This is a genomic window from Microbacterium festucae (assembly GCF_025421715.1).
Taxonomy (GTDB): domain Bacteria; phylum Actinomycetota; class Actinomycetes; order Actinomycetales; family Microbacteriaceae; genus Microbacterium; species Microbacterium festucae.
On record NZ_JAOEFC010000003.1, the window covers coordinates 406,277 to 428,670 of the forward strand.

A 22,394-nucleotide genomic window follows, 5' to 3' on the forward strand; every position below is an offset into this window, starting at 1 on the left:
TTCGTCAGACCTTCGGCTCGTGCGTCTCGATCATGACGATGCCCGACCCGGGGTTGGTCGCCGACAGGTGCACGACCGAGAAGGCGCCCACCTCCAGCGCCGACGCGCTGCCGAGGTACGAGCCGCGCAGGGTGCCGGTGGCCAGGGCGAGCTCGGCGAGGATGTCGGGCAGCACCGGTCCGTGGCTGCACAGCACGGCGGGCTTGCGGGTGCGCACGCGCTTGCCGACCACCGCGCGCACCTGGGCGTCGCCGGCCTCCCAGGCATCCTGGCTCAGGCCGGGCTCGCGGGTGATGCGCTTGCCGAGGGCCGCCGCCAGCGGCGTGACGGTGGCCACGCACCGCACCGCACCGCTGGAGATGATCTTGCGCACCCCGAACGCGCGCAGCGGGCCCACCGCCGCGGCCGCCTGCTTCACGCCGCGGTCGGTCAGCGGGCGCGCCGCGTCGGCGCCCTTCCAGTCGTCGCGCGAGACCGCCTTGCCGTGGCGCAGCACGACGATGGGGAAGGTCGAGAGGATGCCGTCGCCGACGAGCTTCAGGAAGTTCTCGAGGATCTCGATGTCGACCGGGTAGCTCAGCCGCGACAGCGCCTTGCGCGGGCTCACCCACTCCAGCCCCGCGATCTCTTTGTTGGGCACGAACGCCGAGTCGCGGATGGCCTCGTCGCTGGCCTCGGCTGCCCAGTAGTGCACGATCTTCTGGCGCTTGTTGGGCATGCGGTAGCGCGAGACGCCCACCGGCACTCCGAGGGACACCCGGATGCCGGTCTCTTCGAAGATCTCGCGCACGGCGGTCTCGGCGAGGGTCTCGCCCGGGTCGACCTTGCCCTTGGGCAGGGTGACGTCGACGTAGGCGGTGCGGTGGATGAGCAGCACCAGCAGGCGCCCCTCCACCATCCGCCACACCACGCCGCCCGCGGCGAAGACGGCGGTGTCGCTCATCGCACCGCCCGCGAACGCCGCCGGCGCTGCACCTGCGCCATCGTCTTGTCCTGCAGGTCGATGAGCGGCTTGCCGTCGGCGCCGACCGAGTGGCGCGTCCACACGCCCTCGTCGCCCAGGTGCCACGAGCTCGTGGTGTCGGCCATCGCCAGGTCGAACAGGTCGACGAGCTCCTTCACGTGCGCCGGGGCGACCACGCGCACGAGCGCCTCGACACGGCGGTCGAGGTTGCGGTGCATCATGTCGGCGCTGCCGATGTAGACCTGCGGGTCGCCGTCGTTGTCGAACGCGAAGATGCGCGAGTGCTCGAGGTAGCGGCCGAGGATCGATCGCACAGTGATGTTCTCGCTCACCCCGGGCAGGTCGGTGCGCAGCGAGCAGATGCCGCGCACCCACACGTCCACGCGCACCCCGGCCTGGCTGGCCCGGTACAGCGCGTCGATGATCTGCTCGTCGACCATCGAGTTGACCTTGATGCGGATGCCGGCGGGCTTGCCCTCCTGCGCGTTGCGCCGCTCCTTGTCGATCTGCCGCAGCAGCCCCTTGCGCAGGTGCAGGGGCGCCACCAGCAGACGCTTGAACTTCTTCTCGATCGCGTAGCCCGACAGCTCGTTGAACAGGCGGGTGAGGTCGCGCCCCACCTGCTCGTCGGAGGTGAACAGGCCGAAGTCCTCGTAGAGGCGGCTGGTCTTGGGGTTGTAGTTGCCGGTGCCGATGTGGCTGTAGCTGCGCAGCATCCCGTCTTCCTCGCGGATGACGTGCAGCAGCTTGCAGTGAGTCTTCAGCCCCACCATGCCGTAGACGACGTGCACGCCCGCCTTCTCGAGCTTGCGCGCCCACACGATGTTGGCGGCCTCGTCGAAGCGGGCCTTCACCTCGACCAGCGCCAGCACCTGCTTGCCGTTCTGGGCGGCGTCGATGAGCGCCTCCACGATCGGGCTGTCGCCCGAGGTGCGGTAGAGGGTCTGCTTGATGGCGAGCACGTGCGGGTCGCGGGCGGCCTGCTCGAGGAAGGCGACGACGCTCGTGTTGAACGACTCGTAGGGGTGGTGCACGAGCACGTCGGCCTTGCGGATCGCGGCGAACAGGTCGGCGCGGCCGTTCTGCTCGGCGGGCTGGAAGGCGGTGGCGGTCGTCGGCACGTGCGGCGGGTAGTGCAGCTCGGGCCGGTCGATGCGCGACAGGTCGAACAGACCCCGCATGTCCAGCGGCCCGGGCAGGCGGTAGACCTCCTGCTCGGTGATGTCGAGCTCGTTGATGAGCAGCTCGAGGGTCACCTCGTCCATCTTCTCGGTGACCTCGAGGCGGATCGGCGGGCCGAACCGGCGCCGCAGCAGCTCGGCCTCGAGGGCCTGGATGAGGTTCTCGGTCTCGTCCTCCTCGATGACGACGTCTTCGTTGCGGGTGAGGCGGAAGCTGTGGTGCTCGAGGATCTCCATGCCCGGGAACAGGTCGCCGAGGTTCTGCGAGATGAGCTCTTCCAGCGGCAGGTAGCGCGCGGAGCGGCGCTCGCCCGACAGCTCGACGAAGCGGGGGAGCATCGGCGGCACCTTGAGGCGGGCGAACTCCTGGCGGCCGGTCTTGGCGTTGCGGATGCGCACCGCGAGGTTCAGCGAGAGTCCCGAGATGTAGGGGAAGGGGTGCGCCGGGTCGACGGCCAGCGGCATCAGCACCGGGAACACCTGCGCCTGGAAGTAGTCGTACATGCGCGACTTCTCGTCGGGCGCCAGGTCGTCCCAGTGCACGACCTCGATGCCCTCCTTCGCCAGCGCGGGGCGCACCTGCTCCTTCCACGCCAAGGCGTGACGCAGCTGCAGGGCGTGCGCGCTGGCCGAGATGTCGGCGAGCACCTCCTGCGGCGCCCGGCCGACGTTGGTGGGCACGGCCAGACCGGTGAGGATGCGGCGCTTGAGGCCCGCGACGCGCACCATGAAGAACTCGTCGAGGTTACTGGCGAAGATGGCGAGGAAGTTCGCCCGCTCCAGCACCGGCACGGTCTCGTCCTCGGCCAGCTCCAGCACCCGCTGGTTGAACGCGAGCCAGCTGACCTCGCGGTCGGTGTAGCGGTGGTCGGGCAGCAGCGAGTCGAACGCCTCGACGATGTCGTCGAAGTCGTCGTCGGCGTCACCCAGTCCGGAGTCCAGCGGCTCGATGTCGATCATCCCCTCATCATTGCAGGGCGAGGTGACGCGATTGTGAACGGCGTGCGCGTGTGGACGCTCAGGCGTCGGTGCGTTCGCGGCCGGCGCTGACCTGGTCGTCGTCGTACACGTTGAAGCGGTAGCCGACGTTGCGCACCGTGCCGATGAGCTGCTCGAGGTCGCCGAGCTTGGCGCGCAGGCGCCGCACGTGCACGTCGACGGTGCGGGTGCCGCCGAAGTAGTCGTAGCCCCACACCTCGCTCAGCAGCTGCTCGCGGGTGAACACGCGCGAGGGGTGCGTGGCGAAGAAGTGCAGGAGCTGGAACTCCTTGTAGGTGAGATCCAGCGGCTTGCCGTGCACCTTCGCCGAGTACGACGACTCGTCGATGGTGATGCCCGAGGTCTGGATGCGCGAGGACACCGGGTCTTTGGTCATGCGCCCGATGGCCAGGCGGATGCGTGCGTCGACTTCGGCGGGGCCGGCGCCCACCAGGATCACGTCGTCCACGCCCCAGTCGGTCGACACGGCGGTGAGGCCGCCCTCGGTGACCACGAGCACCAGCGGGGCGTCGAGCCCGGTCGTGTTGAGGATCTTGCACAGCGACTTCGCGCCGACCAGGTCGATGCGCGCGTCGACGAAGATGACGTCGGCGCTGGGGGCGTTCACCAGCTGGGCGGGCTCGGCGGGAATCTGGCGCACCCGGTGGCTGAGCAGCTCGAGCGAAGGCAGGACGGGACCGCCGCCATGCGCGGAACTCAGAACGAGCAGCTGTGCCAAAGGGGATCCTCCCGGTGCGAGACGCCGGAGTCGTGCCCCCATCTTAGGACCACGCTCAGGTGCGCCCAGGTCGGGTGGTGGGTCACAATGGACCCGTGACCCTTCCCGAGCTCGCGCCGCGCCGCACCTACACGGCCGTCATCGCGACGTGGATCCTCGCCGCGGTGCTCGCGCTCGCCGTCGGACTGCTCGCTCCCGAAGACTGGCGTGCCGCCTGGATGCCGGTGGCGATGGGCGTCTGCTTCATCGCGGCGTTCGCGCTCAACCTCGCCTCGGGCCGGTCGCAGGGCTTCATCCAGCGGATCGCGGCGAGCGTGCTCGGCGCCCTCGTGGTGATGGGTCTCATCGGCGCGGGGCTCGGTCTTGCCTCCCTGTTCGGCGGCGCCGTCTAGACTGGGCGCCATGGACCTCGTCGCACTCGAACTGTTCTTCGTGGGGCTGCTCGGGCTCGCCTCGCTCGCGATCGTCTTCGTGTCGGGAGTCGTGCTCAAGAACCTCTACCGCGGCCAGCGCTGAGCCCGTGTTCGATCTGCCCACGGATCTGCCGGCCGACCTCGTGCCGCTGTCGTGGCTGCTCGGCGTCTGGGAGGGCACCGGGGTCATCGACTACGACACCGGCGACCACCACTACACGGGTGAGTTCGCGCACCGGGTGAGCTTCAGCCACGACGGCGGCGACCACCTCAACTACGCCGCGTCGGCGTGGCTGCTCGACGCCGACGACGAGGGCGCCCGCACTGCGCTGGTGGCCGAGACCGGGTTCTGGAAGCTCTCCCGCCCCGCGGGCGACGACGACGCCGGCCCGGGCCTGCTGCCCCCGCGCACCGCGCGGGTGGCGCGCCGCACCGCCGACGACGTCGAGGCGCTGCGCACCGACGCGGGCGGCTTCGAGATCGAGGCCGCGATCGTGCACTCCGACGGCATCAGCGAGCTCTACCTCGGCCAGGTCACCGGGCCCCGCATCGATCTGGCCACCGACGCCGTCGTGCGCCCCGCCGGCGCGAAGGTCTACGGCTCGGCCACCCGCCTGTACGGCCTCGTCGACGGTCACCTGCTGTGGGCCTGGGACATCGCCGCCGTGGGCGGCGAACTCGCCTCGCACGCCTCGGCGCGCCTGGCGCGGGCCGAGTGATGACCACCGCAGCGGCCTCCCGCGTCTTCGCCGATGTGCCCGGCGCCGTCGTCGACGACGAGGGCCTGGCCCACCTCGGCGCACCGCTGCGCGAGCAGCGCCTGCTGGCCGAGGGGCGCGCCGTGGCCCCGCTCGGCGATCGCGCCGTGCTCACCGTGGCCGGCGACGACCGCCTGTCCTGGCTCGACTCGCTGTCGTCGCAGGCCCTCACCGCCCTGCCGCCCGGCGTCTCGACCGAGATGCTCATCCTCGACCCGCACGGGCACGTCGAGTACGCCGCCTCGGTGGTCGACGACGGTGAGCGCACGTGGCTCATCGTCGACGCCCCCGCCGCCGAGGGACTGCTCGCGTGGCTGCGTCGCATGCGCTTCCGCCTGCGCGTCGACCCGCAAGACGCCTCCGCCGACCACGTCGTCGTCGCCGGCACCGCCGCCGCCGTCGCGGGCCTCCCCGCCCTCGCCCGCTGGCAGGACCCGTGGCCCGGTGTCTCCACCGGCGGCTGGGGCTACGCCGAGCAGACCGGGCACGCCGCCGCGGGCCGCGACTGGACCGAGACCGTCGTCCCGGCATCCGCCCTCGACGCGCTGGCCGCGCAGGCCGCGGCGGGGGAGCGCGCGCTCGCCGGGCGCCTGGCCGCCGACGCCCTGCGCGTGGCCGCGTGGCGCCCGCGCGGCGCTGCCGAGGCCGACGGCAAGACGCTGCCGCACGAGGTCGACTGGCTGCGCACCGCCGTGCACCTGGCCAAGGGCTGCTACCGCGGGCAGGAGACCGTCGCCAAGGTGCACAACCTCGGCCACCCGCCGCGCCGGCTCGTCGCGCTGCAGCTCGACGGCAGCGACGCGCTGCTGCCGGCGCCCGGCGACGAGGTGCACCTGGGCGAGGCCGTCGTGGGCACGGTGACCTCGGTCGCCCGCCACTACGAAGACGGCCCCATCGCCCTGGCGCTCGTGCGCCGGTCGACCCCGGCCGACACCGACCTGCAGGTGGTCACCGCCGACGGCGTCGTCACCGCGACGGCGCAGACGATCGTCCCCGCCGATGCCGGGGCCACCGCCGACGTGCCGCGGCTGCCGCGTCTGGGTCGCCGCACGTCGTCGTGACGGTGGGGCGCACCCGGTGAAGCCCGGCCTCGCGCGGCTGCGCGAGTCGTGGCCGGCCATTGTGCAGATCGTCGTGGCGGCCACCGGCGCCTACGCGTTCTCGGTGTTCGTGCTCGGCCACAGCGCCCCGCTGCTGACGACGACGGTCACCATCTCGAGCCTGGGGCTCGTGCGCGACGCGCGCCCCCGCGTGCTGGCCGAGACCCTCGCCGGCATGGTGTTCGGCGTGCTCGTGGCGGAGGTGCTGCGCTTCGTGTTCGGCGCGGGGTGGTGGCAGCTGGGCCTGGCGCTGGCCCTCACCCTCGCCGTGGCCCGGTTCCTCTCGCCGCAGCCCTGGTTCGCGATCGCCGCGGCCATCCAGTCGGGCATCGTCATCGTCATCCCCGGCAACGAGCCGTTCGCCCGCCTGGCCGACGCGCTCGTCGGCGCGGTCGCGGCGCTGCTGGTGACCGCGCTGCTGCCACGGTCGGCGCGCAGCGTGCAGGCCCGCGACGGCCGGGCCCTGTTCGCCGCCTTCGACCAGGCCGCCGGCACGCTGGCCCAGGCGCTGCGCCGCGGCGACCCGCTGCGCGCCGCGCGCGGGCTCGAGACCGCCCGCGCCACCAACGAGCGCGTCGACACGTGGCGGGCGAGCCTGGACTCGGGCCGCGAGATCGCGCGCATCTCGCCGTTCCTGGCGCGGGAGCGCTCCGAGCTGGCACGGCACGCCGACGTGCTCGCCGCCATGGACCTCGCGGTGCGCAACCTCCGGGTCGTCGCCCGGCGCGTGGTCTACGTCGTCGACGACGGGCAGGCCCGGCCGGTGGCGGCCGGCATCCTCGGCGAGCTGCAGCGCGGTGCGGCCCTCGTCTCCGACGCGCTCGACGACATCTCGCTGCAGCCGGTGGCGCGCGCCGTGCTGGTGGCGGTGGCCCGCCGCCTCGACCCGGTGGCCCTCATGCCGGGCGCCTCCCACAGCGACCAGAACGTCATCGCGGCGATGCGCCCCCTCGCCGTCGACCTGCTGACGGCGACGGGCATGAGCTCCGCCGAGGCGCGCGCGGCCTTGCCGAGGGTGTGAGCGCGGCGCCGGTCAGCCCGGCGCCACCGACGCCCACGGCACGGTCAGCTCGCCCAGGCGCCAGCGGCTGCGGCCGCGCACCGACAGGCCGGCATCCGTCATCGCCTGCAGCGCCGCCTGCCAGCGCTGCTGCGGACCGAACGCGGATGCCGCCACCGCACGGGTCCACTCGGTCTCGAGCGCGGTCAGCACGTCGTGCACGCGCTCCCCGTCGACGTTGCGGTGGATGAGCGCCTTCGGCAGACGCTCGGCGGCGATCGCGGGCGATTCCAGCCCCGTGAGGCGCAGCGAGACCGTCAGCGTGCGCGGCACGGCGTCGGCGCCGACCTCGATCCACGTCGACACGCGACCGATCTCGTCGCAGGTGCCCTCGACGAGGATGCCGTCCGGCTGCAGGCGCGCGCACATGCGCGCCCAGGCGTCGGGCACGTCGGCCTCGTCGTACTGGCGCAGCACGTTGAAGGCGCGGATGACCGCGGGGCGTCGCCCGCCCGGCGCCGGCACCTCGAAGCCGCCGCGGGCGAACGACACGCGGGCGTCGGGGGCGAACGGGCCCTGACCTGCCCGCACGGCCTGCAGCTGCTCGCGCGCGCGGGCCACCCGCTCGGGGGCGATCTCCAGGCCCAGCACCTCGACGTCGGGCCGCGCCCGGCGCAGCCGCGCCTCCAGCTCCAGGGCCGTCACCCCGCTCGCGCCGTAGCCGAGGTCGACGACGAACGGGTCGGCCGTGCGGCGCAGCACCGGGTGCCGGGCGATCCAGCGATCGACCCGGCGCAGGCGGTTGGTGCCGGTGGTCCCGCGGGTGATCCGACCGACCGCCCGCCCGGGGGGTTTCTCCGGCGACATCCCTCCATGATGGCAGGGCCGCCCCGGTAGGCTGGCGACATGACTGCGCCGTACACGCTCATCCTCCTCCGCCACGGTCAGAGCGAGTGGAACAAGACCAATCAGTTCACCGGATGGGTGGACGTCCGCCTCACCGAGCAGGGCAAGGGCGAAGCCCAGCGCGGCGGCGAGCTGCTCAAGGAATCGGGCCTGCTGCCCGACGTGCTGCACACCTCGGTGCTCAGCCGCGCCATCCAGACCGCCAACATCGCCCTCGACGCCGCCGACCGCCTGTGGATCCCGGTGAAGCGCTCGTGGCGCCTCAACGAGCGCCACTACGGCGCCCTGCAGGGCAAGGACAAGGCACAGACCCTCGAAGAGTTCGGCAACGAGCAGTTCATGCTGTGGCGCCGCTCGTTCGACGTGCCGCCGCCCCCGCTGCCCGCCGACGACGAGTACAGCCAGTCCGGCGACCCCCGCTACGTCGGCATCGACGGCGAGGTGCCCGACACCGAGTCGCTGAAGATCGTCATCGACCGGATGCTGCCCTACTGGGAGTCCGACATCATCCCCGACCTCGCCGCCGGCAAGACGGTGCTCGTCACCGCGCACGGCAACTCGCTGCGGGGCCTGGTCAAGCACCTCGACGGCATCAGCGACGCCGACATCGCCGAGCTGAACATCCCCACCGGCATCCCGCTGGTCTACCGCCTCGGCGAGGACTTCCGTCCTCTCGGCCCGGGCGAGTACCTCGACCCCGAAGCCGCCGCCGCCGGCGCCGCGGCCGTGGCCAGCCAGGGCAAGAAGTAACCGCGACCCGCTCGCATACGACTGCGGCCCGGACCAGAAGGTCCGGGCCGCAGTCGTATGTCGTCGTCAGTTCTTGGTGATCGCCGGTCCGGCGATGACGGCGATCTCGTCGGTCTGGGTCGTCCACTCGCCGGTGGCGAGGTAGGAGACCTTCTTGGCCACCGACACCGCGTGGTCGGCGAAGCGCTCGAGGTAGCGGCTGGCCAGGGTGGCATCGACGGTGGCCGCCGCCTCGCCCTGCCAGTTGTCGCTGAGCACCTTCTCGAACACCGACAGGTGCAGGTCGTCGAGCTGCTCCTCGAGGGCGCGCAGCTCTTCGAGCAGGCCCAGGTCTTCGGTGCGCAGGATCTCGGTGAGCTTGCGCGCCGCCTCGACGTCGAGCTCGCCCATCTTGGTGAAGGTGCTCTTGAGGCCCTTCGGGATGGCCCGCTCGGGGAAGCGCATGCGGGTGAACTGCGCGATGTGCTCGGCGATGTCGCCCATGCGCTCCAGCGACGCGCTCACCCGCAGGGCGGCCACGACGATGCGCAGATCCCGGGCGACGGGCTGCTGACGGGCGAGGATCTCGATGGCCAGCTCGTCCAGGGCCGCGGCCTTGGCGTCGATGACGGCATCGGCCTCGATGACCTCTTCGGCCAGCGCCACGTCGCTGGTGCCGAAGGCGCGGGTGGCGCCCTCGATGGCGACGGTGACGAGCTCGGCGATCTCGACGAGACGTGCCTGCACGTCCTCGAGCGACTGGTGGAACACTTCGCGCATCGGAAACCTCTCATTCGCGGGAAGGCGCGCCGCGATCGGCGCCGCGGCGATCCTCCCCCGAGAAGGTTAACGAACGGTGCCGAAGGTGTGAACACTGCACGGAGGGCCGCGGGGAACGGGCCTCGGCGACGGGGGAGTACCTGCACGGCACTCTACGCTGGAGGCATGAATGCGACGCTGACGGCGCTCGTCATCCTCGCCGTCGGCATGATCCTCGGCGCTGCGGTGACCGCACTGGTCGTCTTCGCGATCAGCTCGCGCCAGCGCACCCGCATCCAGTCGTCCACGACGCTGCCCGATGGCGCGCGTGCCGTGCTGCAGGGGATGGACGAGGTCGCGGTCGTCGTCGACAACTCGCTGTCGATCGTGGCGGCCTCCGCGCCGGCGTCGGTGTTCGCCATGCACGAGGGCGGGGTGCTCCCCGACGACCAGCTGCGCCAGCTCGTGCGCGCGGCCCGCCGCGCCGACCGGCCCGAGGCGGCCACCCTGCGGCTGCGCCGCGGCATCGAACCGCGCCTGGTGGCCGCCCGCGCCAGCGTCATCACCCCGCGCCTCACCCTCATCGTCATCCGCGACATCACCGAGGCCGAGCGCGTCGAAGAGATGCGCCGCGACTTCGTGGCCAACACCAGTCACGAGCTGAAGACCCCGGTGGGCGCGGTGAGCCTGCTGGCCGAGGCCGTGGCATCCGCCGCCGACGACCCCGACCAGGTGCGCCACTTCGCCACCCGCCTGGGCGCCGAGGCGACCCGCCTGGGGCAGCTGACCTCGCGCATCATGCACCTGTCGCGCCTGCAGGCCGCCGACGACCTCACCGACCTGCGCGACGTGTCGATCGACGAGGTCGTCGCCTCGGCGATCGAGTCGCAGGCCCTCACGGCCGAGTCGGCGGGCATCCAGATCGTGCGCGGCGGCGTGCGCGGAGCCTACGTGCGCGGCGACGTGCAGGTGCTCACCGAGGCACTCTCCAACCTCGTCGCCAACGCGGTTGCCTACTCGCCGGCCGGCGCCCAGGTGGGCGTCGGGGTGAAGGTGGCCGACGACGTCGTCGACATCGCCGTCACCGACCGCGGCATCGGCATCCCCGAGTCGGAGCAGAACCGCGTGTTCGAGCGCTTCTACCGCGCCGACCAGGCCCGCTCGCGCCGCACCGGCGGCACCGGGCTCGGCCTGTCGATCGTCAAGTACGCCGTGCAGCGCCACGGCGGCGAGGTCGTGCTGTGGTCGCGCCCCGGCCGCGGCTCGACCTTCACGGTGCGCCTGCCGGCCGTCGAGGGCCCCCTCCCCGGCGAGAAGCCGAAGAAGCGCAAGAAGAACAAGCCCAAGAAGAAGCTCGCCGCAGCACCCACGCCGGCAGAGGGAGTACAGCCATGACCCGCGTCCTGATCGTCGAGGACGAGCCCGATCTCGCAGATCCGCTCGCCTACCTGCTGCGCCGAGAGGGCTTCGAGGTCGAGATCGCCGAAGACGGCCCCACCGCGCTCGAGGCCTTCTCCGCCCGCGGTGCCGACATCATCCTGCTCGACCTGATGCTGCCCGGGATGCCGGGGACCGAGGTGTGCCGCGTCGTGCGCACCACCTCGAAGGTGCCGATCATCATGCTCACCGCGAAGGACTCCGAGGTCGACATCGTCGTCGGGCTCGAGCTCGGCGCCGACGACTACGTCACCAAGCCCTACTCGTCGCGCGAGCTGCTCGCCCGGATGCGGGCGGTGCTGCGCCGCTCCGAGACCGACGACGTCGAGGTCGAAGACCGCATCCTCGAGGGCGGGCGCGTGCGCATCGACCTCGACCGCCACACCGTCGAGGTCGGCGGCGGCGAGATCGCGATGCCGCTCAAGGAGTTCGAGCTGCTCGAGGTACTCATGCGCAACTCGGGGCGCGTGCTCACCCGCGGCCAGCTGATCGATCGGGTGTGGGGGAGCGACTATTTCGGCGACACCAAGACGCTCGACGTGCACATCAAGCGCATCCGCTCGCGCATCGAGCAGAACCCCGGCGAGCCGACGATGCTGCTGACCGTGCGCGGCCTCGGCTACCGCTTCGAGGGCTGAGCGCCCCGCACGAACGACGAAGGGGGCCGAGTCGACTCGGCCCCCTTCGTCATCGCATCCGCTCAGCTGTCGCCGGCGCGCGGCACGAACTCCTCGTACTGCGGCAGGGTGCCGTCGAGCACCGGGATGGCCGTGGCCACGCCCTCGCCGTCGCCGGACTGGAACGAGATCTCCACGTCGGAGCCGGGCTTGCTGTCGAGGTTCTCGATGAGCAGCGGGTCGACGTCGACGCCGAGGCTCACCGTGGTGCGCGCGGGCACGCGCAGGGTCTGGAAGTCGCCGGCCACGCCGATGTTGAGCGTGACGCCGTCGTCGGTGTCGTTGATGACGGCGGCGAGCAGGTTGCCGGCCTCACCGCTCTCGTCGGCGATGACGAGGGCGTTGCGCACGATGAGGGGGCCGGAGTCGGGGACGTTCACGCCGTCGGACGGCGAGTACGAGATCGTCGTCGCCTGCGGCGCGACCATGCTGCAGCCGGTGGCTCCGAAGGTGAGGGCGAGGCCCAGGGCCAGGGGCGCGATCAGACGCGATTTCACGGATCCTCCAGGGTGACGATGCGGGGCGATCTCATTCTATGGTCACGACGGACCTGCGCACGGGGCCGGGCGCGAGGAGGGGCGGGCCGCGCGAACCGGCGAACCTTAGCGTATGTACGCTGTGGTATCCTTGAGGTTGCCGAAAGGACATAACTGCATGCTTTTTGAGGTTGGCGAGACGGTCGTCTATCCGCACCACGGCGCCGCGACGATCATCGAGGTCAAAGACCGGATCATCAAGGGCGAGACGAAGAAGTATCTGAAGCTGAACGTCACGCAGGGCGACCTCATCATCGAGGTTCCGGCAGACAACGTCGACCTGGTCGGCGTTCGCGACGTGATCGGCAAGGACGGACTCGAGCGCGTCTTCGACGTGCTGCGCGCGCCCTTCACCGAGGAGCCCACCAACTGGTCCCGCCGGTACAAGGCGAACCTCGAGAAGCTCGCCTCCGGCGATGTCATCAAGGTGAGCGAGGTCGTGCGCGACCTCTGGCGCCGCGACCAGGACCGCGGCCTGTCGGCGGGCGAGAAGCGCATGCTCGCGAAGGCCCGTCAGATCCTCGTCTCCGAGATCGCGCTCGCGCTGAAGACCGAAGAGGAGAAGGCCTCGGCCGTCCTCGACGAGGTCCTCGCGTCCTGATCGCGCCCTCGCGCTGACGGTACGCTCGCTGTCGTGAGCGCACCGATCCTTCCCGTTCCGCGCGTCGCGGTGATCGTCGTCGCCGCGGGCTCGGGCACCCGGCTGGCCGCCGGCGCGCCCAAGGCCTTCGTCGGCATCGACGGGCGCAGCGTGCTCAGCCACGCGCTCGACGGCGTGTTCGCCGCGCCGCTCGCGCAGGTGGTCGTCGTCGCCCCGCACGATCGTGTCGGCGACGCGCTCACCGAGACCCGGCAGATCGCGGGCGCACGCCACGACCTCGTCACCGTCGTCGCCGGCGGTGACACGCGCCAGGCCTCGGTCGCGGCGGGGCTCGCCGCCGTCTGGGCCGACGTCGAGCTCGTGCTCGTGCACGACGCGGCACGCGCCCTCACCCCGCCCGAGGTGTTCGCGCGGGTCATCGCCGCGCTGGATGTCGGCGCCGACGCGGCCCTGCCGGTGCTGCCGGTGATCGACACGCTCAAGCGCGTCGACGGCGACCGCGTCGTCGAAGCCGTCGACCGCGCCCCGCTCACCGCCGCCCAGACGCCCCAGGGCTTCCGTCGCAGCGTGCTGCAGGCCGCGTACGCGGGCGCCGCCGCCGACTTCACAGACGACGCCGCGCTCGTGCAGGCGGCCGGGCACGAGGTCGTGACCGTCGGCGGCGACGAGCGCGCTTTCAAGATCACCACCCCCGGCGACCTCGACCGCGCGCGCCGCCTGCTCGCCCCGGCAGCCACCCCGACCCCCGCTCCCGTGCCGCTCACGATCGGCGTTCCGCGCGTGGGCGTCGGCACCGACGTGCACGCGGTGGGCGGCGAGGGTGCGCTGTGGCTCGCCGGTCTGGAATGGCCGGGGGAGAGTGCGCTGTCGGGCCACTCCGACGGGGATGCCGTCGCCCACGCGATCGTCGACGCGCTGCTGTCCGCGGCGGGCCTGGGCGACATCGGCACCCACTTCGGCGTCGACCGCCCCGAGTACGCCGGCGCCCACGCCGAGGCGTTCCTGGCCCGCACCCGGGCGCTGCTGGCCGAGGCCGGCTGGCGCGTGGGCAACGTGTCGGTGCAGGTGCAGGCCAGGCGCCCCCGGTTCGCGCCCCGGCGCGCCGAGGCCGAGCGGGTGCTGTCGGCGGCGCTGGGCGCTCCGGTGTCGGTGGCGGCCACCACCACCGACGGCCTCGGTTTCACCGGCAGCGGCGAGGGCGTGCAGGCCTTCGCGGTGGCCGTGATCGTCCCTGCCTGAGCGGGCTCCCACGTCGGGCGGCGGTGCCGCCGGTAGGCTGGTGCAGTGACGATCCGGCTCTACGACACCAAGGCGCAGACACTGCGCGACTTCGTGCCCGGCGACCCCCGCAACGTCACCGTCTACGTGTGCGGTCCCACGGTGCAATCCGGCCCGCACATCGGTCACGTGCGCGCCGCGCTGGGCTTCGATCTGCTGCGCCGCTGGCTGCAGCACCGGTTCGGCCGGGTGACCTTCGTGCGCAACGTCACCGACATCGACGACAAGGTGCTCGCCGGGGCCACCGCCGACGAGCCGTGGTGGGCGCTGGCCTACCGCGTCGAGCTGGAGTTCTCGCGCGCCTATGCCGCCCTCGGCATCCTGCCGCCCACCTACGAGCCGCGCGCGACCGCGTCGATCCCGCAGATGCAGGAGCTCATCGCGCGCCTCATCGATGCCGGCCACGCCTACGCCGCCGCGGGCGACGTCTACTTCGACGTGCGCTCGTGGCCGCGCTACGGCGAGCTCACCCGCCAGTCCATCGACGCCATGGAGCCGGCCGCCGACGCCGACCCGCGCGGCAAGCGCGACCCCCGCGACTTCGCACTGTGGAAGGGCGCCAAGGCCGACGAGCCGGCGGATGCCGCATGGGACTCGCCCTGGGGCCCCGGCCGCCCCGGCTGGCACATCGAATGCTCGGCCATGAGCCGGCGCTACCTCGGCGCCGACTTCGACATCCACGGCGGCGGCCTCGACCTGCGCTTCCCGCACCACGAGAACGAGCTGGCCCAGTCGGCCGCGGCCGGTGACGGCTTCGCGCGCTACTGGGTGCACAACGGGCTCGTCACCGTCGGCGACCAGAAGATGTCGAAGTCGCTCGGCAACTTCCTCCTCGCCGCCGATGTGCTCGCCGACCACGACCCGCTGGTCGTGCGCTACGCCCTCGCCGCCGCGCACTACCGGTCGAGCCTCGACATCACGGCATCCTCGTTCGACGAGGCCGAGGCGGCGCTGGAGCGCATCCGCATCTTCCTCGCCCGGGTGCGCCGCACCGGCACCCCCGACGCCGGCGACACGCTCGCCGTGCCCGAGGCGTTCGCGGCCGCCCTCGACGACGACCTCGGCGTGCCCCAGGCCCTGGCCGTGCTGCACGAGACCGTGCGCGCCGGCAACGCCGCGCTCGACGACGGCGACCTCGACACCGCCCGCGCCCGCTGGCGCGACGTGACCGCGATGACCGGCATCCTCGGCATCGACCCGCACGACCCCGCATGGGCGACAGGGGGCGCCGGCGCCGAGACCGCCGCGCTCGACGCGCTCGTGCAGACGATGATCACCCAGCGCGCCCAGGCGCGCATCGACAAGGACTGGGCGTCCGCCGACCGCATCCGCGACGCGATCGCAGCGGCCGGCATCGCCCTCGAAGACGGTCCCGATGGGACCCATTGGAGTTTGAGCAATGGCTAAGCCAGGACGCCCCGGAGCGGGCAACAGCAAGAAGAAGGGCCCCACCAAGGGCACCGGCGGCAAGAACAAGCGCTCCCTCGAGGGCCGCGGGCCGACCCCGAAGGCCGAAGACCGCGCCTGGCACCCCGCCGGCAAGCGCAAGGCCGCCCAGGAGCGGTTCATCGCCGCCGGCGGCCGGCCCAAGACCTCGTCGGGCGGCAACCGCGCCCCGAAGTCGAAGGCGGGCGACGACACCGAGACCGTCACCGGGCGCAACTCGGTGCTCGAGGCCCTGCGCGCCAAGATCCCCGCCACGGCGTTCTACATCGCCCAGCGCGTGGAGATGGACGACCGCGTCAAGGAGATGCTCTCCATCGCCACCCACCGCGGTATCCCGGTGCTCGAGGTGACCCGTCAGGAGCTCGACCGCATGGCCGGCTTCGACGGCGTGCACCAGGGTGTGGCGCTGAAGGTGCCGCCCTACGAGTACGGCCACCCGCAGGACCTGCTCGAGGAGATCATCGACCGCGGCGAGGCGCCGCTGCTGGTGGCCCTCGACGGCGTCACCGACCCGCGCAACCTCGGGGCGATCATCCGCTCCACCGCCGCCTTCGGCGGGCAGGGCATCATCATCCCGCAGCGCCGCTCGGCGGGCGTGAACTCGGCGGCCTGGAAGACCAGCGCCGGGGCGGCCGCCCGCATCCCCGTGGTCATCGCCCCCAACCTCACCACCACGCTCAAGGAGTTCAAGAAGCAGGGCGTGTTCGTGCTGGGCCTGGACGGCGGCGGCGACGTGGAGCTGCCCGCCCTCGAGCTGGCCGACCGCCCGATCGTCGTGGTCGTCGGCAGCGAGGGCAAGGGCCTGTCGCGCCTGGTGACCGAGACGTGCGACCAGGTCGTGTCGATCCCGATCTCCGCGGCCACCGAGTCGCTCAACGCCGGCATCGCGGCATCCGTCGCGCTCTACCAGGTGTCGACCATGCGCGCCGCGCGCTGACCCACCCCGCCCGACCACACGCCCGACCACACCGAGGAGCACGCATCATGGCCCGTATCGCCGTCATCGGAGGCTCCGGCTACGCCGGGCGCCACATCGTCGCCGAAGCCGCCGCGCGCGGCCACGCCGTGCTCTCGGTCGCCCGCCGCATCCCGGCCGAGCGACACACCGGCGCGCTCTACATCGAGGGGTCGCTCGCCGACGTGCCCTCGCTGGTGAGCGAGCTGGAGGGCGTCGACGTGGTCGTGTCGGCCGTCGCCCCCCGCGGCGACATGGCAGGGCTCGTGCGCCCCAACCTCGCCGCGCTGGCGGCCACCCTCCCCGAGACGGTGCGCCTGGGAGTCGTGGGCGGCGCCGGCGGCAGCCTCGTCGCCCCGGGCGGTCCGCGCCTGGTCGACGAAGGGTTCCCCGAGGCGTTCCGCGACGAGGCGCTCGAGATGATCGGCGTGCTCGAAGACCTGCAGGCCGGCGTGTCCGACCGCGACTGGTTCTTCATCCACCCCGCCGGCGGCTTCGGAGCCTTCCACCCGGGGGAGCGCACCGGCACCTACCGCGACGGCGGCGACGTGCTCGTGACGGATGCCGACGGCGAGTCGTTCATCTCGGGCGAGGACTTCGGCATCGCGGTGGTCGACGAGATCGAGTCGCCCCGGCACGTGCGCGGCCGCTTCACCGTCGGCTACTGAGCCTGCGGCGCCGCGGAGCCCGCGGGCGGTCAGACCAGGTCGCGCCAGTTGAGCGCGGCGGTCTGCGGCGACGGCTCGGCCACCTCGTCGTCGTCGAAATCGCCCTGCAGCACCTCGATGGAGGTCGTGTCGGTGGGCGGGCCGGTGACGGTGGCCTCGTCGCGGCGGTGACGCAGCACGTCGTCGACGTACGACGAGAGGGCCTCGGCGATCGGCACCGAGCGGCCGCGCGCCTGCGAGGCGTACCAGCGGTGCTCGAGCAGCTGGTGGAACACCTCGGCGGGCTCGAGCTTGGCGCGCAGGTCGAACGGGATGGCCTTCACGACCGGCTCGAACACGCGGGTGAGCCACTCGTGCGCGACCATCTCCTCGTCCGAGCCCAGGCGTGAGACCCGGGCGCTGAACTGGTCCATGTCGTTGAGCAGGCGGCGGGCCTGGTTCTCCTCGACGTCGAGCCCGGTCAGCCGCAGCAGACGCCGCTGGTGGTGCCCGGCATCCACGACCTTCGGCTGGATCGACACGCGCGCGCCGTCGGGGGTCGCGTTGATCGACATCTCGCCGATGTCGAAGCCCAGCTCGTTGAGCCGGCGCACCCGCTCGGTGATGTGCCACGCCTCGTCGGCGGCGAAGGTCTCCTCGTCGCGCAGCGCGCCCCACAGCGAGTGGTACGACGAGACGATGCCGTCGGCGATCGCGACGGCGTCCAGGCCACCCTCGAGGCGGCCGCCGGCTTCGAGGTCCATGATCTCGCCGGCGATGTTGGTGCGGGCCACGTCGAGGTCGTGGGCGCGCTGACCGGGCGTGAGTCCGCGGCCGTGCAGCTCGCCGGTCTCGGCGTCGACGAGGTAGGCGGCGAACGCCCCGGCATCCCGTCGGAAGAGCGTGTTCGACAGCGACACGTCGCCCCAGAAGAAGCCGATGTTGTGCAGGCGCACCAGCAGCACCGCCAGCGCGTCGACGAGGCGCGTGGCGGTGTGCGGACGCAGGGTCTGGGTGAACAGGGCCCGGTAGGGCAGGGAGAAGCGCAGGTGGGCCGTCACGAGCGCGGCGGGCAGTTCCTCGCCCTTGGCGTCGCGTCGCCCCTCGATCACCGCGACGCGCTCGACGCACGGCACGTCGAGCTTGGCGAGCTGACCGAGCATCTCGTACTCGCGCCGGGCCATCGTCGAGGTGGTCTCCTTGACGGCGATGGTCTTGCCGGAGAGATTCGCGAAGCGCACCAGGTGGCGCGAGATGCCCTTGGGGAGCGAGACGATCGTGTCGCTCGGCCACGACCCCAGCGGAGTGGACCAGGGCAGGGCCAGCAGCCCCGCATCGATGCTGGATGCCGTGATGGTCAGCGATGCGCTCACGCCGTTGCCCTCCTGGATGCTGATGGATGCCACGGGCCGATGCCCCGTGGATGCGCCGCGGCGCGGGTGGTCAGATGACCCCCCGCGCCGCGTTGCTCTCGATCGGTGATCAGGCCGAAGCGATCGCCTTGTCGGTGAGACGCTCGCCCGACTCGCTGTCGAAGACGTGCACGTGGCCGGGAACCGGCGCCAGCACGACGCGGTCGCCCGCGTTGGGGTGACGGCGGCCGTCGACACGGGCCACGACGTCGGTGCGCTTGCCGCCGACCTCGGTGTGGCCGTACAGGTAGCCGTCCGCGCCGAGCTCCTCGACGAGGTCGACGTCGACCGTGATGCCCTGGCCGTCCTCGGGGTTGACCACGATGTCCTCGGGGCGCACACCCACGGTGACCTCGGAGCCGTGCGCCTTGCCGAGCGTGTCGGCCTCGACGCCGACGACCTTCGTGCCGAACTGCACGCCGCCTTCGGCCAGGCCCGCCGGGAACAGGTTCATGGCGGGGGAGCCGATGAAGCCGGCGACGAACACGTTGTTCGGCTTCTCGTACAGGTCGCGCGGGGTGCCGACCTGCTGCAGCAGGCCGTCCTTGAGCACGGCGATGCGGTCACCCATGGTGAGCGCCTCGGTCTGGTCGTGCGTGACGTAGACCGTGGTGACGCCCAGGCGGCGCTGGAGCGACGCGATCTGGGTGCGGGTCTGCACGCGCAGCTTGGCGTCGAGGTTCGACAGCGGCTCGTCCATGAGGAACACCTGGGGCTGACGCACGATGGCGCGGCCCATGGCGACACGCTGACGCTGACCACCCGAGAGGGCCTTCGGCTTGCGGGCGAGGTACTGCTCGAGGTCGAGGAGCTTCGCTGCCTCTTCGACGCGCTTGGCGCGCTCTTCCTTGCCGACGCCGGCGATCTTCAGGGCGAAGCCCATGTTCTCGGCGACGGTCATGTGCGGGTAGAGCGCGTAGTTCTGGAACACCATCGCGATGTCGCGGTCCTTCGGCGGGATGTCGGTGACATCGCGGTCGCCGATGAGGATGCGGCCGGCGTTGACCTCTTCGAGGCCGGCGAGCATGCGCAGCGAGGTGGACTTACCGCAACCGGAGGGGCCGACCAGAACCAGGAACTCGCCGTCGGCGATCTCGAGGTTCAGCTTGTCGACCGCGGGGCGGGTTCCGCCGGGGTAGAGGCGGGTTGCGTTGTCAAAGGTGACGGACGCCATTTGTTCTTCTCCTTCACCGGCAGGTACGTGCCGGACGATCCGTAGTGATGGAATGAGCGGGGGCTTGGCCCGCACGTCCCGGGAGGACGCGCGTTCAGTATCTCATGCCCGGCCGGTGTTCTGGCACGACGTGCGCAGGCTCCGTCTGGCCATTTCCCAGCCTGCTTCATTAGCATCGTCCTCGGTCGCAATACCCGTGCGCCAGGCCGATTTCTTCCGGCCGTTGTCTGTGTCGAGAGGTCCCATGTCCAACGACGACTCCACGAACGAGCCGGAGCGCGATCGCCGCGAGGTGCTGCGTGAGAAGGCGAAGCTCGTCCACGTGAAGCAGTCGCGCGCCCGCCTGGCGCGTCGCTCGGCGCTCGTGGTCACCGCCGTCGCCGCCGTGGCCGTGGTCGCCGTCGTCGTCTCGTGGGCCATCGGCTCGGCCGCCGACCGTCCGCAGCTCTCGCCCGAGAACACCGCCGACGACGGGTTCGCCGTGTCGTCGATCAGCGGTGCGGTGCAGGGTGCCTCCGACGAGACCCTCGACATGCAGGCCGCTCCTCCCGCCGACGATGAAGCGCAGGGTGAGGCCACCGCCCCCGCGCCGACCGCGACCGCCGAGCCGCCCGTCGACATCCGCGTCTACGTCGACTACCTCTCGCCCGCCGCGCGCGAGTGGCAGATCGCCAACGTGCAGCAGCTGTCGTCGTGGGTGGGTCAGGGCGCCGTCGCCCTCAGCTACCACCCGGTGTCGATGCTCACCGCCAAGTCGAACGGCACCAAGTACTCGCTGCGCGCCGCCAGCGCTGCGGCGTGCGTGGCGACCTACTCGCCCGACACGTTCTTCGCCTACAACAACGAGCTGCTCTCCAAGCAGCCGGCCGTCGACTCCGACGGCTTCACCGACAAGGAGCTCGCGACCCTCGCGATCGCCTCGGGTGTGGGCGACCCCAAGAAGGTGCGCTCCTGCATCGAGGAGGAGTCGTTCTCGACGTGGGTGAAGTCGGTCACCGAGCGCGCGATCTCCGGCATCCCGGATGCCGACGGCGTCTCGCTCACCGGCACCCCGATGGTGCTCGTCAACGGCGAGCAGTACGTCGGCTCGCTCAGCGACCCGGCCGAGTTCTCGCAGTTCGTGCTCACCAGCGCCAGCGACGCGTTCTACAAGACGCAGAGCCCCACGCCGACGCCGACCCCCTGACGTCTCCGTCGCAACGGGGCGGCGGCAGCGGCCCCGATAGACTGGGCGCTCTTGCCGGCTTGGCGCAATTGGTAGCGCACCGTACTTGTAATACGGGGGTTGCAGGTTCAAGTCCTGTAGCCGGCACCGTTCCGCCGTCGTCCCGCGACGACGTGCCCCGTCATCCCGGAGCGCCCGCGCTGTCGTCGTGACGCGCGTAGCGCGCCTTCCCCCGGTCGCGCATCCGCTTCCAGATGAGGTCGAACACCACCGCGGCGGCGAGGATCACCACGAGGGCCAGCGCGGTCTTCGGCTCGGCGACGAGGGTGGTCATCGTGAACACCACGAAGGTGCCGAGGGTCGTGATGAGCGCGATGACGAGCACCACGAGCCGGGCGTGCGTCTCGCGATATGTGCGGAAGTGGGCGACGGTGACCGCCGAGAAGATCAGCAGGGCCACGGCGCTGCCCAGCGACGCGATGCTGTTGAGGTCGAGCGCGACGATCATGAAGATCGTGAGCACCGCCATCACGACCAGTCCCACCGGTGCGCGCCGACCGATGTTGCGTCCGAACGCTCGGGGGAACTGACCGACCTCTGCCAGGTGCCGGGTCATCCCCGCCGAGGGGTAGAGGCTCGCGTTGACCGCTCCGGCGGTGGACAGGAGCGCGGTGATCACCATCAGCACGTACCCGGTCTGACCGAGCGTCGGCTTGGCCGCCTCGGCGAGGGCGGTGGCCCCGTACGCCACGACCTCGTCGGCGGTGAGGGTGGCGAACACGCCCACCGACACGGCGACGTAGATGGCGGTGGCGATGCCCAGGGCGAGGTACATGGCGCGCGGGAGCTGCCGCACCGGCTGCGGGAGGTCTTTCGCGGTGAAGGTGATGACGCCGAACCCGAGGAAGGCGAAGAAGGTCAGGGCGACGCTGGAGATGATCTCGCGCACGCCGGGGTATCCGCCCGGGTCGAGCATCGCCGCATCGCCGTTGGCGATGGTGACGACGGCGAACAGGGTGAGGATCGCCAGCACCACCTTCACGATCACCGACTGCACGCGGGCGACCGCGGTCGATCCGACGATGTTCAGCCCCGTCATCACGACGACCAGGAGCACGGCGAACACCACGGCCCACAGCGGGTCGTCGCCCGTGACGACCGCGCTGGCGTAGCCGCCGAAGGAGGTGGCGACCATCGCGGCCACGATCGCGCCGGTCATGTAGAACAGCCACGAGACGATCCCGGTGATGCGCCGTTCGCCGAAGCCCTTCGCCAGGTAGGTGAGCATCCCGCCCGACGACGGGTAGGTGGAGCCGAGCTTGGCGAACGAGTAGCCCTGCAGGGCCGCGATCGCCCCGGCGATGACGAACGACAGCCAGACGGCCGAGCCGGCCACCGCCCCGGCGGCACCGAGCAGCGCGAAGATCCCCGCACCGACCATCGCCCCCACGCCGATGAACGAGGCCTGCGTGACGCTCATCGGCTTCTTCGCGGCGGCGGCCGCGGGGGACGGACCCTGCTCGGTGCTCATGGGGGCCG

Annotated in this window: 22 protein-coding genes and 1 tRNA gene; 14 read left to right on the top strand and 9 right to left on the bottom strand. The window is 71.7% G+C overall.

Going from position 1 to position 22,394, the window contains the following annotated elements:
• Window positions 1-4: 4 nt before the first annotated feature.
• From N3K63_RS12265 to N3K63_RS12275, 3 genes are read right to left on the bottom strand one after another with little or no spacing between them, the layout of a single operon-like run.
• Entirely contained in the window at window positions 5-943 is a 939-nt protein-coding gene (locus N3K63_RS12265; protein WP_261580462.1) for an NUDIX hydrolase, read from the bottom strand.
• Window positions 940-3,105 (bottom strand): RNA degradosome polyphosphate kinase, encoded by a 2,166-nt coding sequence (locus N3K63_RS12270; protein ID WP_261580463.1) that lies wholly within the window; start codon window positions 3,103-3,105, stop codon window positions 940-942. Before N3K63_RS12270 ends, N3K63_RS12265 begins: the two co-directional genes overlap by 4 nt.
• A 58-nt stretch (window positions 3,106-3,163) precedes the next feature.
• A complete protein-coding gene (locus N3K63_RS12275; RefSeq protein ID WP_261580464.1) occupies window positions 3,164-3,862 on the bottom strand; it encodes a response regulator transcription factor in 699 nt (232 codons plus the stop codon).
• Between the two features lie 95 nt (window positions 3,863-3,957).
• Between N3K63_RS12275 and N3K63_RS12280 the strand changes: the two genes are divergently transcribed.
• The 4 genes from N3K63_RS12280 to N3K63_RS12295 all read left to right on the top strand — a co-directional run bounded on the left by N3K63_RS12280 (window position 3,958) and on the right by N3K63_RS12295 (window position 7,154).
• Window positions 3,958-4,254 (top strand): hypothetical protein, encoded by a 297-nt coding sequence (locus N3K63_RS12280; RefSeq protein WP_261580465.1) that lies wholly within the window; start codon window positions 3,958-3,960, stop codon window positions 4,252-4,254.
• 128 nt (window positions 4,255-4,382) lie between these two features.
• A complete protein-coding gene (locus tag N3K63_RS12285; RefSeq protein WP_261580466.1) occupies window positions 4,383-4,994 on the top strand; it encodes an FABP family protein in 612 nt (203 codons plus the stop codon).
• Complete coding sequence (gene ygfZ / locus N3K63_RS12290; RefSeq protein WP_261580467.1) at window positions 4,994-6,094, top strand: CAF17-like 4Fe-4S cluster assembly/insertion protein YgfZ; 1,101 nt, start codon at window positions 4,994-4,996, stop codon at window positions 6,092-6,094. The genes N3K63_RS12285 and ygfZ overlap by 1 nt, the downstream gene beginning before the upstream one ends.
• Before the next feature lie 16 nt (window positions 6,095-6,110).
• The gene (locus tag N3K63_RS12295) at window positions 6,111-7,154 is read left to right on the top strand and encodes an FUSC family protein (protein WP_261580468.1); all 1,044 of its coding nucleotides are present in this window, start codon (window positions 6,111-6,113) and stop codon (window positions 7,152-7,154) included.
• 12 nt (window positions 7,155-7,166) lie between these two features.
• Here N3K63_RS12295 and N3K63_RS12300 read toward each other — a convergent pair whose 3' ends face one another.
• The gene (locus N3K63_RS12300; RefSeq protein ID WP_261580469.1) at window positions 7,167-8,000 is read right to left on the bottom strand and encodes a class I SAM-dependent methyltransferase; all 834 of its coding nucleotides are present in this window, start codon (window positions 7,998-8,000) and stop codon (window positions 7,167-7,169) included.
• A gap of 39 nt (window positions 8,001-8,039) precedes the next feature.
• On the opposite strand from N3K63_RS12300, the gene N3K63_RS12305 reads away from it, so the two are divergent.
• Window positions 8,040-8,789 (top strand): phosphoglyceromutase, encoded by a 750-nt coding sequence (locus tag N3K63_RS12305; protein WP_261580470.1) that lies wholly within the window; start codon window positions 8,040-8,042, stop codon window positions 8,787-8,789.
• Window positions 8,790-8,855: 66 nt separating this feature from the next.
• Here the strand turns inward: N3K63_RS12305 and phoU are convergent, their stop codons facing one another.
• Window positions 8,856-9,548 carry a phosphate signaling complex protein PhoU gene (gene phoU / locus N3K63_RS12310; RefSeq protein ID WP_261580471.1) on the bottom strand — a complete coding sequence of 231 codons (693 nt, stop codon included), beginning with the start codon at window positions 9,546-9,548 and terminating at the stop codon, window positions 8,856-8,858.
• A gap of 165 nt (window positions 9,549-9,713) precedes the next feature.
• Here phoU and N3K63_RS12315 point away from each other — a divergent pair, with 165 nt between their 5' ends.
• Window positions 9,714-10,922 (top strand): sensor histidine kinase, encoded by a 1,209-nt coding sequence (locus N3K63_RS12315; protein WP_261580472.1) that lies wholly within the window; start codon window positions 9,714-9,716, stop codon window positions 10,920-10,922.
• A complete protein-coding gene (locus tag N3K63_RS12320; protein ID WP_261580473.1) occupies window positions 10,919-11,602 on the top strand; it encodes a response regulator transcription factor in 684 nt (227 codons plus the stop codon). Before N3K63_RS12315 ends, N3K63_RS12320 begins: the two co-directional genes overlap by 4 nt.
• A 62-nt stretch (window positions 11,603-11,664) precedes the next feature.
• On the opposite strand, the gene N3K63_RS12325 is transcribed toward N3K63_RS12320, so the two are convergent.
• The gene (locus tag N3K63_RS12325) at window positions 11,665-12,138 is read right to left on the bottom strand and encodes a DNA modification methylase (protein ID WP_261580474.1); all 474 of its coding nucleotides are present in this window, start codon (window positions 12,136-12,138) and stop codon (window positions 11,665-11,667) included.
• 157 nt (window positions 12,139-12,295) lie between these two features.
• On the opposite strand from N3K63_RS12325, the gene N3K63_RS12330 reads away from it, so the two are divergent.
• The 5 genes from N3K63_RS12330 to N3K63_RS12350 are packed head-to-tail and all read left to right on the top strand — an operon-like array spanning window position 12,296 to window position 17,125.
• A complete protein-coding gene (locus tag N3K63_RS12330) occupies window positions 12,296-12,778 on the top strand; it encodes a CarD family transcriptional regulator (protein ID WP_261580475.1) in 483 nt (160 codons plus the stop codon).
• Between the two features lie 33 nt (window positions 12,779-12,811).
• Window positions 12,812-14,017, top strand: a complete 1,206-nt coding sequence (gene ispD, locus N3K63_RS12335; protein WP_261580476.1) for a 2-C-methyl-D-erythritol 4-phosphate cytidylyltransferase — start codon at window positions 12,812-12,814, stop codon at window positions 14,015-14,017.
• 45 nt (window positions 14,018-14,062) lie between these two features.
• Window positions 14,063-15,463 (top strand): cysteine--tRNA ligase, encoded by a 1,401-nt coding sequence (gene cysS / locus N3K63_RS12340; protein WP_261580477.1) that lies wholly within the window; start codon window positions 14,063-14,065, stop codon window positions 15,461-15,463.
• The gene (gene rlmB / locus N3K63_RS12345; RefSeq protein WP_261580478.1) at window positions 15,456-16,439 is read left to right on the top strand and encodes a 23S rRNA (guanosine(2251)-2'-O)-methyltransferase RlmB; all 984 of its coding nucleotides are present in this window, start codon (window positions 15,456-15,458) and stop codon (window positions 16,437-16,439) included. Before cysS ends, rlmB begins: the two co-directional genes overlap by 8 nt.
• 47 nt (window positions 16,440-16,486) lie before the next feature.
• Entirely contained in the window at window positions 16,487-17,125 is a 639-nt protein-coding gene (locus N3K63_RS12350; RefSeq protein ID WP_261580479.1) for an NAD(P)-dependent oxidoreductase, read from the top strand.
• 29 nt (window positions 17,126-17,154) lie between these two features.
• Here the strand turns inward: N3K63_RS12350 and N3K63_RS12355 are convergent, their stop codons facing one another.
• On the bottom strand, window positions 17,155-18,477 hold the full coding sequence (locus N3K63_RS12355) for a DUF4032 domain-containing protein (RefSeq protein ID WP_261580580.1): 1,323 nt from the start codon (window positions 18,475-18,477) through the stop codon (window positions 17,155-17,157).
• A gap of 109 nt (window positions 18,478-18,586) precedes the next feature.
• Complete coding sequence (locus N3K63_RS12360; RefSeq protein WP_261580480.1) at window positions 18,587-19,690, bottom strand: ABC transporter ATP-binding protein; 1,104 nt, start codon at window positions 19,688-19,690, stop codon at window positions 18,587-18,589.
• Window positions 19,691-19,934: 244 nt separating this feature from the next.
• Between N3K63_RS12360 and N3K63_RS12365 the strand changes: the two genes are divergently transcribed.
• Window positions 19,935-20,876, top strand: a complete 942-nt coding sequence (locus tag N3K63_RS12365; RefSeq protein WP_261580481.1) for a DsbA family protein — start codon at window positions 19,935-19,937, stop codon at window positions 20,874-20,876.
• A gap of 53 nt (window positions 20,877-20,929) precedes the next feature.
• A tRNA-Thr gene (locus tag N3K63_RS12370) sits at window positions 20,930-21,002 on the top strand.
• Window positions 21,003-21,036: 34 nt separating this feature from the next.
• Here N3K63_RS12370 and N3K63_RS12375 read toward each other — a convergent pair.
• The gene (locus N3K63_RS12375) at window positions 21,037-22,386 is read right to left on the bottom strand and encodes an APC family permease (RefSeq protein ID WP_261580482.1); all 1,350 of its coding nucleotides are present in this window, start codon (window positions 22,384-22,386) and stop codon (window positions 21,037-21,039) included.
• Window positions 22,387-22,394: the final 8 nt, after the last annotated feature.